At 61.0% G+C, this 15,610-nt stretch carries 13 protein-coding genes and 1 tRNA gene (1 of these 14 cut by a window edge); 8 read left to right on the top strand and 6 right to left on the bottom strand.

Annotated elements, in window-relative coordinates; all coding sequences use genetic code 11:
- A protein-coding gene (gene msrP, locus AAFO90_RS01645) for a protein-methionine-sulfoxide reductase catalytic subunit MsrP (protein ID WP_065271770.1) crosses the window boundary here: on the bottom strand, positions 1-284 show its start. 616 nt of this gene lie to the left of the window's left edge; 284 of the gene's 900 nt are visible here — the first part of the coding sequence; its start codon is at positions 282-284; its stop codon lies beyond the left edge, outside the window.
- A gap of 70 nt (positions 285-354) precedes the next feature.
- On the bottom strand, positions 355-1,845 hold the full coding sequence (locus AAFO90_RS01640) for an FMN-binding glutamate synthase family protein (protein ID WP_347508287.1): 1,491 nt from the start codon (positions 1,843-1,845) through the stop codon (positions 355-357).
- A gap of 202 nt (positions 1,846-2,047) precedes the next feature.
- On the opposite strand from AAFO90_RS01640, the gene AAFO90_RS01635 reads away from it, so the two are divergent.
- Positions 2,048-2,422, top strand: a complete 375-nt coding sequence (locus AAFO90_RS01635; protein WP_347508291.1) for a DUF302 domain-containing protein — start codon at positions 2,048-2,050, stop codon at positions 2,420-2,422.
- 221 nt (positions 2,423-2,643) lie between these two features.
- On the top strand, positions 2,644-4,092 hold the full coding sequence (locus AAFO90_RS01630) for a methyl-accepting chemotaxis protein (protein ID WP_347508286.1): 1,449 nt from the start codon (positions 2,644-2,646) through the stop codon (positions 4,090-4,092).
- An 82-nt stretch (positions 4,093-4,174) separates the two neighbouring features.
- Here the strand turns inward: AAFO90_RS01630 and clpB are convergent, their stop codons facing one another.
- The gene (clpB, locus tag AAFO90_RS01625; RefSeq protein WP_065271774.1) at positions 4,175-6,793 is read right to left on the bottom strand and encodes an ATP-dependent chaperone ClpB; all 2,619 of its coding nucleotides are present in this window, start codon (positions 6,791-6,793) and stop codon (positions 4,175-4,177) included.
- 276 nt (positions 6,794-7,069) lie between these two features.
- On the opposite strand from clpB, the gene pyrF reads away from it, so the two are divergent.
- Positions 7,070-7,783, top strand: a complete 714-nt coding sequence (gene pyrF, locus AAFO90_RS01620; protein WP_347508285.1) for an orotidine-5'-phosphate decarboxylase — start codon at positions 7,070-7,072, stop codon at positions 7,781-7,783.
- A 446-nt stretch (positions 7,784-8,229) separates the two neighbouring features.
- Here the strand turns inward: pyrF and AAFO90_RS01615 are convergent, their stop codons facing one another.
- Positions 8,230-8,637: an NUDIX hydrolase gene (locus tag AAFO90_RS01615; RefSeq protein WP_347508284.1), complete on the bottom strand. Its 408-nt coding sequence runs from the start codon at positions 8,635-8,637 to the stop codon at positions 8,230-8,232.
- A gap of 97 nt (positions 8,638-8,734) precedes the next feature.
- Here AAFO90_RS01615 and AAFO90_RS01610 point away from each other — a divergent pair, with 97 nt between their 5' ends.
- Positions 8,735-10,027, top strand: coding sequence for a DNA polymerase IV (locus AAFO90_RS01610; RefSeq protein WP_274833201.1), 1,293 nt, complete (start codon positions 8,735-8,737; stop codon positions 10,025-10,027).
- 31 nt (positions 10,028-10,058) lie between these two features.
- On the opposite strand, the gene AAFO90_RS01605 is transcribed toward AAFO90_RS01610, so the two are convergent.
- Positions 10,059-10,919 carry an N-formylglutamate amidohydrolase gene (locus AAFO90_RS01605; protein WP_347508283.1) on the bottom strand — a complete coding sequence of 287 codons (861 nt, stop codon included), beginning with the start codon at positions 10,917-10,919 and terminating at the stop codon, positions 10,059-10,061.
- A 158-nt stretch (positions 10,920-11,077) separates the two neighbouring features.
- Between AAFO90_RS01605 and AAFO90_RS01600 the strand changes: the two genes are divergently transcribed.
- The 4 genes from AAFO90_RS01600 (at position 11,078) to AAFO90_RS01585 (ending at position 13,821) form a co-directional block, all read left to right on the top strand.
- Positions 11,078-11,152 (top strand) — tRNA-Val (locus AAFO90_RS01600).
- Positions 11,153-11,232: 80 nt separating this feature from the next.
- Positions 11,233-11,358, top strand: coding sequence for a type B 50S ribosomal protein L36 (ykgO, locus tag AAFO90_RS01595; RefSeq protein WP_008562923.1), 126 nt, complete (start codon positions 11,233-11,235; stop codon positions 11,356-11,358).
- A gap of 252 nt (positions 11,359-11,610) precedes the next feature.
- Positions 11,611-12,627, top strand: coding sequence for a Fe(3+) ABC transporter substrate-binding protein (locus tag AAFO90_RS01590; RefSeq protein ID WP_065271778.1), 1,017 nt, complete (start codon positions 11,611-11,613; stop codon positions 12,625-12,627).
- A gap of 297 nt (positions 12,628-12,924) precedes the next feature.
- A complete protein-coding gene (locus AAFO90_RS01585; protein WP_274833035.1) occupies positions 12,925-13,821 on the top strand; it encodes a CobW family GTP-binding protein in 897 nt (298 codons plus the stop codon).
- Here AAFO90_RS01585 and AAFO90_RS01580 read toward each other — a convergent pair.
- Positions 13,818-15,497 (bottom strand): iron ABC transporter permease, encoded by a 1,680-nt coding sequence (locus tag AAFO90_RS01580; RefSeq protein ID WP_065271780.1) that lies wholly within the window; start codon positions 15,495-15,497, stop codon positions 13,818-13,820. The two genes, AAFO90_RS01585 and AAFO90_RS01580, sit on opposite strands and share 4 nt — an antisense overlap.
- Between the last annotated feature and the right edge of the window lie 113 nt (positions 15,498-15,610).

Genomic DNA, 15,610 nt, shown 5'->3' with positions numbered 1-15,610 from the left:
CCGGGCCGGTCAACCATGCCATCGATCCGGACGCTCCAGGGTTCGGTCGTCATCTGTCCGGCATAGGCTGCGGGATCGCCCTTGCCGGTGCCGAATTCGTAGAAGTTGCAATAGCTGGTCACGTCGTCCCAGCTGTTGGGCTCCAACGTCTCGGCCTTGGCGCCGCCCGCCAGCGTGCTCAGCCCAAGCCCGGCCATGCCCGCCATGATCTGGCGGCGGTTCCAGAAGGCCGCTTCGGGGGTGATATCAGCCTCGGTCAGGGTATTGGTCCAGCGACGTGCCATTGCGGGCTCCTTTTTCCATGTTCGTCACCAGAGCTAGCGCGGGAGAGGCCACGGACCAAAACATATCCTGTCACGACTCCGCGATAGCACTGTAACCTGGCATGATCTCGTTCATCGGACGGGAGGTGCCATCCCCCTGTACGATGCGCACGTGGCGCCGCCGCAGCTGACGCGGCTCGGCCACCCCCACGGAATGGGCGATGGTTTCGACCTCGTGGATCACCTCGCGAGCAAACCGGGCCACGCGCTTGTCCTTATCCTCAACCACCAGACCCTTTTGCAGGCGCGGATCATGAGTGGTGATACCGGTGGGGCAGGTATTCTTGTTGCATTTGAGCGCCTGAATGCAGCCAAGGGAGAACATGAAGCCGCGCGCCGAGGTCACGAAATCGGCCCCCGCGGCCAACGCCCAGGCCACATCGCCCGGATTGACCAGCTTACCACTGGCGATCAGGCGGATGCGCTCCTTCATCCCGTATTCATCGCGCAGGTTACAGACCATCGGCAGCGCCTCGCGCACCGACATGCCGACCAGATCGATCAGCGGCATGGGGGCTGCGCCGGTGCCACCTTCGCCGCCATCGATGGTGATGAAGTCCGGCGCATCATCCGGGCGCGAGGCGATGTTCATGAACATTTCCCGCATCACCGCTTCGGAGCCGACCACCGTTTTGATCCCGACCGGTTTGCCCGTGACCTCGCGCACATGAGAAATCATGTCGAGAAGATCATCGAACGTTCCGATCTCGGGGTGGCGGTTGGGAGATATACTCGCCTTGCCTTCGGGGATGCCGCGGATCTCAGCAATCTCGGCGTTGACCTTGGCCGCAGGCAGGATACCGCCCTTGCCCGGTTTGGCCCCTTGCGACAGCTTCAGTTCGAACATCCGCACGTTCGGATGTTCGGCCACCTTGCACAGCTTTTCGTCACTCAGTTTGCCGTGTTCATCGCGCACTCCGTATTTCGCGGTGCCGATCTGGAAAACAATGTCGCAGCCGCCCTCAAGGTGAAACGGGCTGAGCCCGCCTTCACCGGTGTTCATCCAGACGCCCGCCTCACGCGCGCCGCGGCTGAGCGCCCGGACAGCGGGGCGTGACAGGGCGCCGTAGCTCATCCCGGAAATGTTGTAAAAGGAGGGCGCCAGATAGGGCACCCGTGCCCCTGCACCGATCACCATGGGTTCGGAACTGGCGTATTGGTCATCAAGGGGCGGGAAAGGTGCGTTGACGAAGATCGCCGTGCCCGGCACCGAAGTATTGCGGGTTGAACCGAAGGCGACCGTGTTTCCCTTGCCCTCACTGGCCCGGCTCACCCAGTCGCGCTGCGCCCGGTTGAACGGCAGTTCTTCGCGATCCATGGCAAAGAAATACTGACGGAAGAATTCGCCCAGCGTGCTGAACAGATGCCGGAAGCGTCCGATGACAGGGTAGTTGCGCCGGATCGCATCCTCGGTCTGAAGCCGGTCCACAAGAAACAGGACCAGCAACAGCAGCCCGACCGCCCCCAGCGCAAAAACAAATGCAAGCGCCAGGAATTCTATGGCATTCGCCGCAATACCCATGCAAAAACTCCTATGTACCTATATATTCAGTGAGGCGCGCGGCCCAGACACCGCCTGCCCTGCCCCCAGACTGAGGGGGAACGCCGGGGCGGGCAAGCGAGCTTTGCTCACAAAAGGGAGATAAATCATGAATTTTTTCGCAGCCACCGTTGCCACCACGGCCACCGCCCTGTCCCTCGGCGCCAGCGCCCAGGCCGAAGGCATGGTCAGCTACAAAACCACGCTGTCCTTTGACGACGTGACCTTTGGACTGGAAAGCGCCATCACCGACCGCGGTCTGGTGGTCGATCACATCAGCCACGTGGGCGATATGCTGGAACGCACCCGCGCCGATGTCGGCTCTGATGTCGTTCTGTTCGAAAAGGCTGACGTCTATTCCTTCTGCTCGGCGCAACTGTCGCGGCAGGTGATGGAAGCCGACCCGATGAACATCATGTTCTGCCCCTATGACATCTTCGTCGCCCAGATCCCCGGCGAGGAAGAGATCACCATCGGCTTCCGTGCCTTCCCCGAGGGCGAGATGCAGGTGATTCAGGAACTGCTGGACGGCATCGCCCGCGAAGCGATCGAGGAATAAGGCGCCGCCCCTGAACACACACATATATATGTGTGTGCGGTCAGCACAGAGATTGCCCGGGACCGGGATCAACGGTTCCGGGCGGGGTGCTACTGTCGGCGGCCCTCGATAAGTCACTAAATTTCATGATAAGTCACTAAATTTCATGCTAAATTAATACCGCGAAAATATCTCTTCTTCATCCCGCCTGCCGGGAAATGCATTGCTGAAGAAGAGGTCCAATGTTTTTCAAATTCAAGTCTGCAGAACGCACACAAGAACAAGACGATTTGCTGGGTACATTGGCAGCCATAGAGAAGACACAAGCAGTCATCGAATTCACACCCGACGGAACGATCCTGCGCGCAAACGAGAATTTTCTCTCTTCTCTCGGCTATACCGAACAGGAAATCACCGGCAAGGCCCACAGAATGCTTGTCTCTGCAGACTATGCCAGTGGCCCTCAGTTCCGGGAGTTGTGGCAGGCGCTTGGACAGGGGCAGCATTTCACCGACCAGTTCCCCATGCGGTCCAAATCAGGCACCGAAGTCTGGATCCAGGCGACCTTTGCGCCGGTTCTGGACGCGGCGGGGCAGGTGCGAAAGATCATCAAGCTGGGCACCGACATCACCTACCGCCGCAAGGCGATTCAGGATATTTCGCACGGGCTGGTCGCACTGCGCGACGGCGCGCTGGATCACCGTATTCCAGTCTCTGACATTCCCGACCTTGGCGCCGTGGCCGGAAATTTCAACGCGGCGGTCACGCAGCTGGAAACGGTCATCTCGGCGGTCAAATCCGTGTCGGAAACTGTAGAGCACGCAGCGACTGGCATCAGCCAGTCTTCGGCAGAACTGTCACAGCGCACTGAAACCCAGGCGGCAACCCTGGAACAGACCGCAGCCGCCATTGAAGAGCTGACCACAACCGTCAAATCCGCTGCGCAGGGCGCGCAGGATGTGGAGCGAATCGTGACAGAGGCGCAGACCACCGCCGAGGGCAGCAGCACCGTCGTGCAGGAAGCCATTGATGCGATGGATCAGATCCGCGCCTCCTCGGAAAAGATCTCAACCATTCTGACCGTCATCGACGACATTTCCTTCCAGACCAGCCTGCTGGCGCTCAACGCCGGGGTCGAAGCCGCCCGGGCAGGCGAAGCAGGCCGTGGCTTTGCCGTTGTTGCCTCCGAGGTGCGGGCGCTGGCGAAACGGTCGACCGATGCCGCCGGAGAGATCAAGCTGCTGATCACCGAAAGCTCGGGCCATGTGGTCACGGGCGTCGATCTGGTCGGCCGCGCCGGCGGGGAGCTGAAATCGATCATCCAAAGCGTCAGCACGATTTCCGGCCACGTCAGCGACATCGCACGGGGAACGCAGGAGCAATCCGCGACCCTGTCCGAAATCAACATGGGCATGGGACAGCTGGACGAAGTCACCCAAAGCAATGCCGCAATGGTTGAAGACGCCTCCGGCGCCAGCCAGATCATGGCCAACAACGCTAAAAACCTGTCACAACAAGTGGCTCAGTTCAGAACCGGCAACGGCGCCGGGACTGAGAGCCGCGCGAACGTGGTGCGCTTCAATGCCGCCCAGCGCGCACAGGCCCCGGTCGCAACACCTTCGGCGGCTACAGTCAACGCGACAGCGCAGTCAGCCACACCGGGGAATGTGGAGACCTGGGAAGACTTCTGAACATCCCCTGCCCCAATTATAGAAAAGGCCCGCCATCTCTGGCGGGCCTTCTGCGTTTCATTCGCAAGGATCAAGCAGGTGCTTAGTGCACCACGGCATCGTCCGGCTTGGGCCGGTCGGTGGTTCCGATCCGGTCGCCGATGATCAGACCATCCGCCCCGGCAGAAACCGGTACGGTGTCCCCGTCACGAATATCGCCAGCCAGCAGCAATTCGGCCAGCGGGTTCTGCAAGGCACGCTGGATCACGCGCTTCAGCGGGCGGGCACCGAACACCGGATCATAGCCTTCGTCGGCCAGCCAGGTCTGCGCACCCTCATCCAGTTGCAGGGTGATCTTGCGATCGGCCAGACGCTTCTCAAGCCGCTTGAGCTGGATCTTGACGATGCCGTCCATATCGGCGCGGGCCAGACGATCAAAGATGATCGTCTCGTCCAGACGGTTCAGGAATTCGGGGCGGAAATGCGCCCGCACCGCATCCATAACGTCGCGCTTGGCATCCGATGCATCAGCGCCTTCGGGCAGCTGGCTCAGCGCCTGCGCGCCAAGGTTCGACGTCAGGATGATCAGCGTCTGCTTGAAGTCCACGGTGCGGCCCTGACCATCGGTCAGCATACCGTCATCCAGAACCTGCAAGAGCACGTTGAACACATCCGGATGCGCCTTTTCGACCTCGTCGAACAGAACCACCTGATAAGGACGCCGCCGCACGGCCTCGGTCAGCACGCCGCCTTCCTCATATCCGACATAGCCCGGAGGAGCACCGATCAGACGCGCCACCGCGTGTTTTTCCATGAACTCGGACATGTCGATGCGCACCATCGCGTTGTCGTCATCGAACAGGAACTCAGCCACGGCCTTGGTCAGTTCGGTCTTACCGACACCGGTCGGCCCGAGGAACAGGAAGCTGCCCAACGGACGGTTCTCATCGTTGAGCCCCGCACGCGCCCGGCGCACCGCATTGGCGACCGCCGTCACAGCGGAGTTCTGACCAATAACGCGGGCGTGCAGGTCGTCTTCCATCCGCAACAGCTTCTCACGCTCGCCTTCCAGCATCTTGGAGGTCGGGATCCCGGTCCAGCGTTCGACAACACCGGCGATCTGCTCGGGGCGGACGGCCTCTTCGACCATCAGACCCTGCTGTTCCTTCTCCTCGGCCTCGGCCAGCTGTTTTTCCAGCCCCGGGATGACGCCATAGGACAGCTCACCCGCACGGGCGAGGTTGCCTTCGCGTTTGGCGATATCCAGTTCAGCGCGCGCCTTGTCGAGCTGCTCTTTCAGATCACGGGCGCCGGCCAGCTTGTCACGTTCGGCCTGCCACTGGGCGGTCATCTCTGCAGATTGCTCCTGCAGGTCCGACAGCTCTTTCTGCAGCGTCTCCAAACGATCACGCGAGGCGGCATCGTCTTCCAGCTTCAGCGCCTCTTCCTCGATCTGCATCTGCAGGATCTGGCGGTCAAGCGCGTCCAGCTCTTCGGGCTTGCTGTCCACCTGCATGCGCAGACGGCTGGCAGCTTCGTCCATCAGGTCGATGGCCTTGTCCGGCAGGAAACGGTCGGTGATATAGCGGTTCGACAGGGTCGCCGCCGCCACCAGCGCCGCATCGGCGATGCGCACACCGTGGTGCAACTCGTACTTTTCCTTGATACCGCGCAGGATCGAAATGGTGTCCTCCACCGTCGGTTCAGAGACCATCACAGGCTGGAACCGGCGTGCAAGGGCCGCGTCCTTTTCGACATACTTGCGGTATTCATCCAGAGTGGTTGCGCCGATGCAGTGCAGCTCACCCCGTGCAAGCGCAGGCTTGATCAGGTTGGCCGCATCCATGGCACCATCGGATTTGCCCGCCCCCACAAGAGTGTGCATCTCGTCGATGAACAGGATGATCTCACCGGCGGCTTCAGTCACTTCGGTCAGAACAGCCTTCAGGCGTTCTTCAAACTCACCGCGGTACTTCGCACCTGCGATCAGCGCCCCCATGTCCAGCGCCAGAAGCTGCTTGTCGCGCAGGCTCTCAGGCACATCGCCATTGACGATGCGCAGCGCCATGCCCTCGGCGATGGCGGTCTTACCAACGCCCGGCTCACCGATCAGCACTGGGTTGTTCTTGGTGCGGCGGCTCAGCACCTGCATGGCGCGGCGGATTTCCTCGTCCCGGCCAATGATCGGGTCGATCTTGCCCTCGCGGGCGGCTTCGGTCAGGTCGCGGGCGTATTTCTTCAGCGCGTCATAGCCTTCTTCGGCCGTGGCGCTGTCGGCGGTGCGGCCCTTGCGAATGTCGTTAATCGCCTCGTTCAGCTTCTGGGCAGAAACATTGCCTGCCTCCAGCGCGTCCTTGGCCTTGGATTTCACCATGCAAAGCGCCATCAGGACACGCTCGACCGGGACAAAACTGTCGCCTGCCTTGTCGGCAATCTTGGCGGCTTCATCCAGCACCTTGGCGGTCTGCTGATCCAGATACATCTGGCTGCCGTCGCCGCTGACCTTGGGCAACTTGGCAACAGCCGCATCCGCAGATCCGGCAACCTGGGTGGCATCGCCGCCCGCGCGGGTGATCAGGTTGGCAGCAAGCCCCTGATCGTCATCCATCAAAGCTTTCAAAAGGTGCTCGGGCACCATGCGCTGGTGCTCTTCGCGCAGTGCAATTGTCTGCGCCGCCTGCACGAAACCGCGTGCACGCTCAGTGAACTTGGTCAAGTCCATCTCTCTCTCCTTTTACAAGCGCCCGATCAATATGGCAGCGCCCGCTTTGCGGCACGCCCCGGTCCGGGCCTCAAACTCCAATTTGGGAGGTCTCGCCCCCTCTTCAAGAGCATATTGACCGCAAAGAGATGCAAAATCTCTGACCTCAATCAAATTCTCATGGGCAGGCGCTGCGCCAAATGCCTTGTTTTTTAGGCTTTCCCAACCGCCCCGTGCGGATTAGGAAAGCGCAATTCCGCATCCCCTGTCACGTTTTCACAAAACCGGAGACCCGCCATGTCTGCCACTGCCCCGATTGCCGACGACCGCCTGATCGTTGCCATGGACGTTCCCAACGCAATCGAAGGATTGAAACTGGCCGAGCGGCTGGGCGATGCGGTGTCCTTTTACAAGATCGGTCTTGGCATGCTGACCGGCGGCGGGCTGGCGCTGGCGAATGAGATGAAGCAGGAGCTGGGCAAGCGGATCTTCCTCGATATGAAACTGTTCGACATCGACGCCACGGTGGAAAACGCCGTGCGCGGGCTGGCGCAGTTCGATCTGGATTTCCTGACCGTGCATGGCGACCCCTATGTGGTGCGCGCGGCCAAGGAAGGCGCGGCAGGCAAGGACATGAAGATCCTCGCCGTCACCATCCTGACCTCGCTGGATCGCGATGACCTTGATGGGGCGCTGATCAAACCCGGAGAGATCCGCGATCTGGTGCAGGAGCGTGCAGGAAATGCCTTTGCCGCCGGAGCCGACGGGGTGATCGCCAGCCCGCAGGAAGCCGCCCTGATCCGCGCCCTGCCCGAGGCAGCGGGCAAGCTGATCGTCACCCCAGGTGTGCGCCCGGCCGGTGCGGATCTGGGAGACCAGAAACGCGTTGCCACCCCTGCCAGCGCCATTGCCGATGGCGCCGATCACATCGTTGTCGGTCGCCCGATCTGGAAGGCAGCAGACCCGCGCAAGGCCGCCGAAGACATTCTGTCCGAGCTGCGCAGTCTGTAATCCAGCGAGCCGCGTTGCGGCTGAACGCAGTCCCAATAACCGGATTAGGGGTGGCGGTCAGCGCGTCCGTATAGGCTGCCGCGCCCATCCGGCAAACCGCACCACCGCGGTTTGCCCAATTTTCAGGCAAATTTTGCACGACATGGTCGGCAAAATATTTTCCGCTGAAATTTCCTGAAAATCACCCTGACCTTACGTCAACCTTATAATATTTAACTAGAATACCAAAACTGGCCTCCCCAGAGCCGTCACACAGCTGTGCCCGGAAAAGCACAGGCTGTGGCAGAGCGTCCATTTCGGGGAAGCGCAAAATTTGCGTCAGGGAGTCGGATCAGCGATTCTGGTCTCAACACTCCCCAGACGAACTCTTCTTCCTGAGGTTCGTCACCTGCCCCCGCCGTTTCGCGCGGGGGATTTTTCTTGAAAAACCTCCACAGCGCCCGGCGCTAAGCTCTGGCCTCGCTCAGATAGCCCGAGAGCTGTTCGGCGAAATGCGGCACGGCAAGGGGATGTTCGCAATACTCCCGCGGATCCATCAGAGCCCACCGCTGCCCTTCCGAACCCAATCGGATGTCCGACACCAATCCCGCAGGCTGATGGGTGACAAAGAACCAGACATACCCGCGCGGCCGACTGTAGCGGCGCGACCAGACCAGATCAGACGGGGCCAGTTGCAGCCCGATCTCTTCCTCGGTTTCTCTCAGCGCGCAAACCTCGGGGCTTTCCTCTTGCTCCCGTCCGCCGCCGGGCAGATCCCAATGACCGGGATAGGGAATGTCGGGCTTGTCATCGCGCAGGATGACCACGATTTTCTGGCCCAGAAACAAGGCCAGTTTTGCACCTGAAAATGTCATGACATGAACATGGCCCCGCGATGACCTAAAGACAATATTGCCGGGCCGGAGTAAACTCATCCTGCACCGTTTCAACGAAGCCCCCTACCCGCCTGCCATGCCCGCCTCATCCACATCTTCGCAGTCTTCCGCCCTGTGCCGAGACTGCCTGCGCCAGATCGCACCGCCGCAGCGGCGCCCACTGCGTTGCCCGGCCTGCGGCAGTCCGCGCGTCAAGGTGCATGACGAGCTTTTTTCGCTGACCATCGCCCATATGGATTGCGATGCCTTCTATGCCAGCGTGGAGAAACGCGATGACCCGGCACTGGCCGACAAGCCGGTGATCATCGGCGGCGGGCGGCGCGGGGTGGTCTCCACCGCCTGCTATGTGGCGCGTATCCGCGGCGTCAAATCCGCGATGCCGATGTTTCAGGCGCTGAAGCTTTGCCCCGATGCAGTGGTAATCAAGCCCCGGATGCAGGTCTATGCCGAGGTGAGCCGCGCCGTACGCGAAATGATGAACGAGTTGACGCCGGATGTGGAACCGCTGTCACTGGACGAAGCCTTCATGGATCTGTCCGGCACCGAAAAACTGCACGGGGCGCCGCCCGCCGTGATGCTGGCGCGGTTGGTCAAACGCATGAAGGACGAGTTGGGAATCACCGGCTCGATCGGCCTCAGCCACAACAAATTCCTGGCCAAGGTTGCCTCGGATCTGGACAAGCCGCGCGGATTTTCGGTGATCGGTAAATCCGAGACCGCAGATTTCCTGCACGACAAACCGGTGCGGCTGATCTGGGGCATTGGTCCTGCGGCGCAGGCTTCGCTGGACAAGGCGGGGATCCGCACTTTTGCTGATCTTCTGCGCTGGGACCGGCAAGATCTGCACGCCCGCTTCGGCTCGATGGGGGACCGGCTGTGGCATCTGGCCCGGGGCGAGGACCGGCGCCGCGTTTCCGCCAATGCGCCAGTGAAATCGATATCCAAGGAAACAACGTTTTTTGAGGATACAGCCAATACCGAAGTTCTGGACGGCCATCTGTGGCGGCTGGCGACTCAGGTGTCGGACCGGGCCAAGGCCAAGGAAAAGGCCGGGCGCGTGGTGACGCTGAAACTGAAACGGGCTAATCATTCGGCCCTGACCCGCCGCATCGCCCTGCGCAGCCCCACCCAGATGGCCGATACGATCTATCGCACAGCACGCGCCCTGTTGGATCAGGTGGGCGATCAGGGGCCTTATCGCCTGCTTGGCTGCGGCATTTCCGATCTGGTGCCCGCCGATCAGGCCGATGTGACCGGCGACCTTCTGGACCCGCAGGCCAGCCAGCGTGCCGGGGCCGAACGGGCCAGCGATGCCATCCGCAAACGGTTTGGAGATGGCGCCATCCTGAAAGGGCGTGCCTTGCGTTAGGATCGCTCCTGCCCAGACCCGCAGCGGGCTCTTACTCGGCGGCAAGCGGACGCTGTTCCTGCACCGAATCTGTCATTGCTGCGATGACACCACGCAAAGCATCCTGAAGGATGGCGAAATTGCCATTGGGCCGGATCGTGGCCTCATCCATATAAAGAGAGCGGTCGATTTCCACCTGGATCGCGTGCTGATTGCGCGACGGGCGGCCGTAGGCCTGCGTAATATAGGCGCCGGCAAAGGGTGCGTTGCGGGCCACCCGCAAACCGACACTGGTAAAGGCGGCTTCGACACGATCAACGATCTCACCCGCCGCCGCAGCCCCAAACCGATCCCCCAGTACCACGTCCGGCATCTGCCCCGACCGGGTGGGCATGGTTTCCAGCGCCTCGTGCGGCATCGAGTGACAATCGATCAGAATCGCATGGCCAAACCCGATATGGGCCTCATCCAGCAATCCCTGCAGCGCCCGATGATAGGGCCGCCAGTAGCTGTCGATGCGCCTGCGGGCCTCGGTCAGGGGCAGTTTACCCCGGTAGATCGCCTGGCCGCCCGCAACGACCCGGGGAATCACCCCCAGTCCCGAGGCCACACGGGGATTCTGGCCGCGCCGCATCACTCCTTCGATCAGCGCCGGGTCCAACTCCTCCGGAGAGCGGTTCAAATCCAGATAGGCGCGCGGCTTTACCGCTCTTAGCAGCGGCGCACCATATTCAGGTGCTGCAGCAAAAAGCCGGTCGACAAAGGCATCTTCGGAACTGCGGATCCGGTGCGGATCGAGAATCGATTGTTCAAGGAACTGCGGCGGGTAATCGGCGCCACTATGAGGCGATGCAAAAACGATTGCAGACCGCAGATTTTGCGGCGACATGACAGAAAATGCTGCGTCGGACATCCCGGCTCCGGCCCCTTAGATCTAAAAACAGCATAGACTGGAAATTTCTGGGGTCAAAAGCTCTTGCACCCCTCCGCGACTCTTATTATAGACCCCTTCACCGGCGCGGCATCCCGCGCCCCGTTTGTTTCTGGGGCAGGAAGTTGCAAGGGTTTCATGGGCGATTAGCTCAGCGGTAGAGCACTTCGTTGACATCGAAGGGGTCACAAGTTCGAACCTTGTATCGCCCACCATGAATTCATTGTTTTGGCCCACGGGTCGGAACACCCGCTAACCCAGGCGCTGGTTCGCGCCGCAGAACAGGAGAAGGACCATGAAGGTCAAGAACTCGCTCCGCTCGCTCAAGAACCGGCACCGTGACTGCCGCGTTGTGCGTCGCAAGGGCCGCGTCTACGTGATCAACAAGACCCAGCGCCGCTTCAAAGCGCGTCAGGGCTAAGATCCACCAGACCGGATCTGGGACTGCACGACAGTCACAGCGTATTTTGAAAACCGCATCTTCGGATGCGGTTTTTTGCGTTTTGGCGGCGGCGATTACCGAAACGAGCCGATACGACCTTGCCCACTGACCCGCAGCCAGCCCGTGAATTTTCTCCAAGTAAAATTGTCAGTTTTTGTTTTCTTCCGCTTCGGAATCCTATAATCGACTAAATCAGTCGGAAAGACATACCGAAGCTTGATGGGAGTAACCATGTTGAAAGCGACCACGATACTGGCAGGCGCTCTGGCCGCCACCATTGCAACCTCTGCCGCCGCCGAGGGAGAGGTAAACCTCTATTCCTCGCGCCATTACGACACCGATGAACGCCTTTATTCGGACTTCGAAGAGGCAACCGGCATCCGCATCAACCGGATCGAAGGCAAGGCGGATGAGCTGATTGCCCGCATGCAGGCCGAGGGCGAGAATTCCCCTGCCGATATCCTGCTGACCGTCGACACCTCGCGGCTGGCCCGCGCCAAGGATGCAGGCGTGCTGCAATCCATCGACAGCGACGTGCTGGAGGCGCGCGTACCCGGTTATCTGCAGGACGCGGACAACCAGTGGTTCGGCTTTTCCCAGCGCGCCCGGATCATCTTCTACGACAAGGCTGACGTGGCCAACCCGCCGCAGACCTACCTTGATCTGGCCGATCCGGCGTACAAGGGGCTGGTCTGTATCCGCTCCTCGACCAACACCTACAACCAGACCCTGCTGGCCTCGATCATCACCCACCAGGGCAGCGATGTCGCCAAATCCTGGGCCGAAGGCGTGGTTGCCAACATGGCGCGTGATCCGCAAGGTGGTGACACCGACCAGCTGCGCGGCATCGTCTCGGGCGAGTGCGAAATTTCCGTGGCGAACAGCTATTACTTTGCCCGCTCGATCCGCAAAGACGTCAAAGGCCTTTCCGATTCGCGTGACATGATCGGCTGGATCTTCCCGGCGCAGAACGAACAAGGCGCGCATATGAACCTGTCCGGTGGCGGCGTTGCTGCACATGCCCCGAACCGCGATAACGCGATCAAGTTCCTCGAGTATCTCGCCTCGGATCAGGCGCAGCAGTATTTCTCGGCGGGCAATGACGAATACCCGGCCGTGCCGGGCGTGGGCCTCGCCCCCAGCATCGCTGCCCTTGGCCATTTCAAACCCGACGACATCAACCTGTCCGACGTGGCCAAGAACATCCCCGAAGCACAGAAGATCTTTGATGCGGTAGGCTGGAAATAATCCACCTCAGGATGATTCGAATTTTAAAAAAGGCGCGAGGCCCCCTCGCGCCTTTTTGTCCTTTTTGAGAGTCGCAGATGGTCAGAATGTCTCAACTCAAGACCCGGATTTTCAGAATCGGCCATTGCCCGCTCCCAAAATGATCCTTTAGCGCCTTTACGCCTGCAATCCGGCAACTTTGTTGCTGAATTTCTGGACCTGCACCCTACTGCCGCCTATAGATTTGCGGAATTTTCAAGTGAGGGGTTAAAGGCACATGCAGGGTTTCCGGGATATCGCACGACAAGGAACCATGCTGTGAAAAGGGTGCCTGTCACGATTATCAGCGGTTACCTCGGCGCAGGTAAAACCAGCCTCATCAATCGCATCCTCGCCGAGTCGCACGGGCTGGACTTGGCCGTCATCGTTAACGATTTCGGCGCCATCAACATCGACGCCGATCTGATCCGCGATACGGAAAACGGCACCATCGCCCTGACCAATGGTTGCATCTGCTGCACCATGGGAACGGATCTGGCGCTGACGCTGCGGCAAATCCTGGATCGGCCGGAACAGCCCGGCCATCTGGTGATCGAGGCCAGCGGTATCTCCGATCCAGTCGCCATCGCAAATACCGTCATGGGCGAAAGCGGCTTTAGCTATGCCGGCATTGTCACCGTGGTGGATGGGCTCAATGCCGATACCCTTCTGCAGGATGAAGAGATTGCCCCCCAGGTGCTGCAGCAAATCCGCGCCGCTGACCTGGTTCTGGTCTCCAAATGCGAAGATATCGATGCGGATCTGGCTGACCAATTGAAGGCCGCGGGGGCGCGTACCCCGACGGTTCTGGATGGTGCGCCAGTTTCTGATCTCCTGTTTGACGTCGTGCCCCTGCCCAAAGGCCGCTCCGTGGCCGCGCATCCCGCCTATGCCACCTGGCAACATCAAAGCCGCGATGTTCTGGATCGCCGCGCATTGGGTGACAAACTGGCCAGCCGCCCCGACGGTCTTTACCGCATGAAAGGCTACGTGCTGACCACTGGCGGTGCCTATGAGCTGCATATCGTCGGCCGCCATGTCGAAGCCCGTCACTGCGATGCCGACGAAACCCTTCTGGTCGGGCTTGGGCCTGCCGGGCGGATTTCCCCTGAACAAATCGAGGCCTGGTGGACGGGCCAGCCTGACGCTCAGAGCCAGACAGGTGGGCACGCCTAACGGCGGCGTCCAACCTGTCGGCAGATCAGGATCACCGGCAGTAACCCCACCGCCATGATGACCAGCGACGGCACCGCAGCGCCCTCCAGCCGCTCGTCCGAGGCCAGCCGGTAGGCCTGCACCGCCAGCGTATCGTAATTGAATGGCCGCATGATCAGCGTTGCGGGCAGTTCCTTCATCACATCCACGAAAACAATCAGCAGCGCGGTCAGCAGGCTTGGCGTCAGGATCGGCAGATGCACCCGGCGCAGCATGCCCAGCGGGCTTTGTCCCAGCGACCGGGCGGCCGCATCCATATTGGCGTGCACGGTGGACTGGCCGCTCTCATAGGCACCAAGAGCCGCCGCGAGGAACCGCACCATATAGGCGGCCACCAAGAGCCAGATGGATCCGGTGATCAGCAAGCCGGTGCGAATATCAAAGGTCGCCCGCATCCAGGCATCGAGAGCGTTGTCAAAGGCCGCGAAAGGTACCATCAGCCCCACCGCGATCACCCCGCCCGGCACCGCATAGCCCAGCCGTGACATATATGCCGCGAGTGCAGAACTGCGCCCCGGGCGCAGTCGCTGATAAAAGCCAAGGATCACCGCCGCCAGCACGGTGATCACCGCAGCAGTCGAGGCTAGAAGCAGAGAGTTCTGGATGAACCCGATATAACGGCGGCTGAACAGGTCCTGTTCGGATTGCAGCCCCATATTGCACAGGATCACCACCGGCAGCACAAAGCCCAAAACCACCGGAATCGCGCAGAGCACCCAAGCCGCAACGGCGCGCAAACCGGTGAGGTCAGCAGGCGGCATTTCAGCGTGGTGCTTGCCCGCCTGATGATAGCGCGCCTTGCCGCGGGTGGAGCGTTCCACTACCGCCAGCATCAACGCAAAGCTGAGAAGGCAGAGCGCGAGCTGCGCCGCCCCGGCGCGATCCGCGAGCGAGAACCAACTGGTATAGATCCCCGTGGCAAAGGTCTGCACCCCGAAATAGGACACGGTACCGAAATCGGCGATGGTCTCCATCACCGCCAACAGCACGCCCGAGGCAATCGCTGGCCGCGCCATCGGCAGGCTGACACGCCAGAAGGCCTCCCATGCGCTCTTGCCAAGCGCCCGCGCTGCCAGAAAGGCGCCAGCGCTTTGCTGCAAGAATGCCGCCCGCGCCAGCAGATAGACATAGGGATAAAGGACGAAGATCAGCATCACCGCTGCCCCACCCGGAGAGCGGATCTCCGGGAACCAGTAATCGCGCGGCCCCCAGCCCGTCACCTGTCGCAGGGTGGTCTGCACGATGCCGGGGTGATCCAGAACAAAGGTATAGGCATAGGCCAGCACATAAGCGGGGAAGGCCAGCGGCAGGACCAACGCGACCTCGAACAGGCGCACGCCAGGAAAACGGGTCATGGTGACAAGCCAAGCCGCCCCAACACCCAGCAATAGGGTTCCAAGTGAGACCAGTACCACCAGTACCACCGTCGTGATCAGGTAGCGTGGCAGCACCGTCCCGGCCAGATGCGCGATGGTATCCGTGCCGCCAACCATCCCCGCCAGCGCCACGGCCAGCATCGGCAGGACGCAAGCCAGCGCCACGACCCAGCCCAGCACGGCAAAGACGCGTGTCCCGGCCTTGCGCCCAAGGCGGCTTCCCTTTGGGGCGTAGTCTGGAGTGTGGCTGGCTTCAGTCATCGGTCGCTCATCGCTTTGGTGAATCCCACTGCGGGTCGGAACACCCCTCTATTTCGATCATTTTTGTCGGAAACTCCAGCAGGAAACTGGCAAGCGCCCTGCCCTGCGGCGAA

The sequence above is a fragment of the Phaeobacter sp. CAU 1743 genome (genome assembly GCF_039839315.1).
Taxonomy (GTDB): domain Bacteria; phylum Pseudomonadota; class Alphaproteobacteria; order Rhodobacterales; family Rhodobacteraceae; genus Phycobacter; species Phycobacter gallaeciensis_A.
Note: the sequence above shows the minus strand (reverse complement) of the source record. Positions and strands in the feature narration are given on the sequence as shown.

Excerpts from the sequence above, each read along its gene's own strand:
- AAFO90_RS01640 (WP_347508287.1), bottom strand. The coding sequence starts at position 1,845 with ATGGGTATTGCGGCGAATGCCATAGAATTCCTGGCGCTTGCATTTGTT.
- AAFO90_RS01635 (WP_347508291.1), top strand. The coding sequence starts at position 2,048 with ATGGTCAGCTACAAAACCACGCTGTCCTTTGACGACGTGACCTTTGGA.
- AAFO90_RS01630 (WP_347508286.1), top strand. The coding sequence starts at position 2,644 with ATGTTTTTCAAATTCAAGTCTGCAGAACGCACACAAGAACAAGACGAT.
- clpB (WP_065271774.1), bottom strand. The coding sequence starts at position 6,793 with ATGGACTTGACCAAGTTCACTGAGCGTGCACGCGGTTTCGTGCAGGCG.
- pyrF (WP_347508285.1), top strand. The coding sequence starts at position 7,070 with ATGTCTGCCACTGCCCCGATTGCCGACGACCGCCTGATCGTTGCCATG.
- AAFO90_RS01615 (WP_347508284.1), bottom strand. The coding sequence starts at position 8,637 with ATGACATTTTCAGGTGCAAAACTGGCCTTGTTTCTGGGCCAGAAAATC.
- AAFO90_RS01610 (WP_274833201.1), top strand. The coding sequence starts at position 8,735 with ATGCCCGCCTCATCCACATCTTCGCAGTCTTCCGCCCTGTGCCGAGAC.
- AAFO90_RS01605 (WP_347508283.1), bottom strand. The coding sequence starts at position 10,919 with ATGTCCGACGCAGCATTTTCTGTCATGTCGCCGCAAAATCTGCGGTCT.
- ykgO (WP_008562923.1), top strand. The coding sequence starts at position 11,233 with ATGAAGGTCAAGAACTCGCTCCGCTCGCTCAAGAACCGGCACCGTGAC.
- AAFO90_RS01590 (WP_065271778.1), top strand. The coding sequence starts at position 11,611 with ATGTTGAAAGCGACCACGATACTGGCAGGCGCTCTGGCCGCCACCATT.
- AAFO90_RS01580 (WP_065271780.1), bottom strand. The coding sequence starts at position 15,497 with ATGACTGAAGCCAGCCACACTCCAGACTACGCCCCAAAGGGAAGCCGC.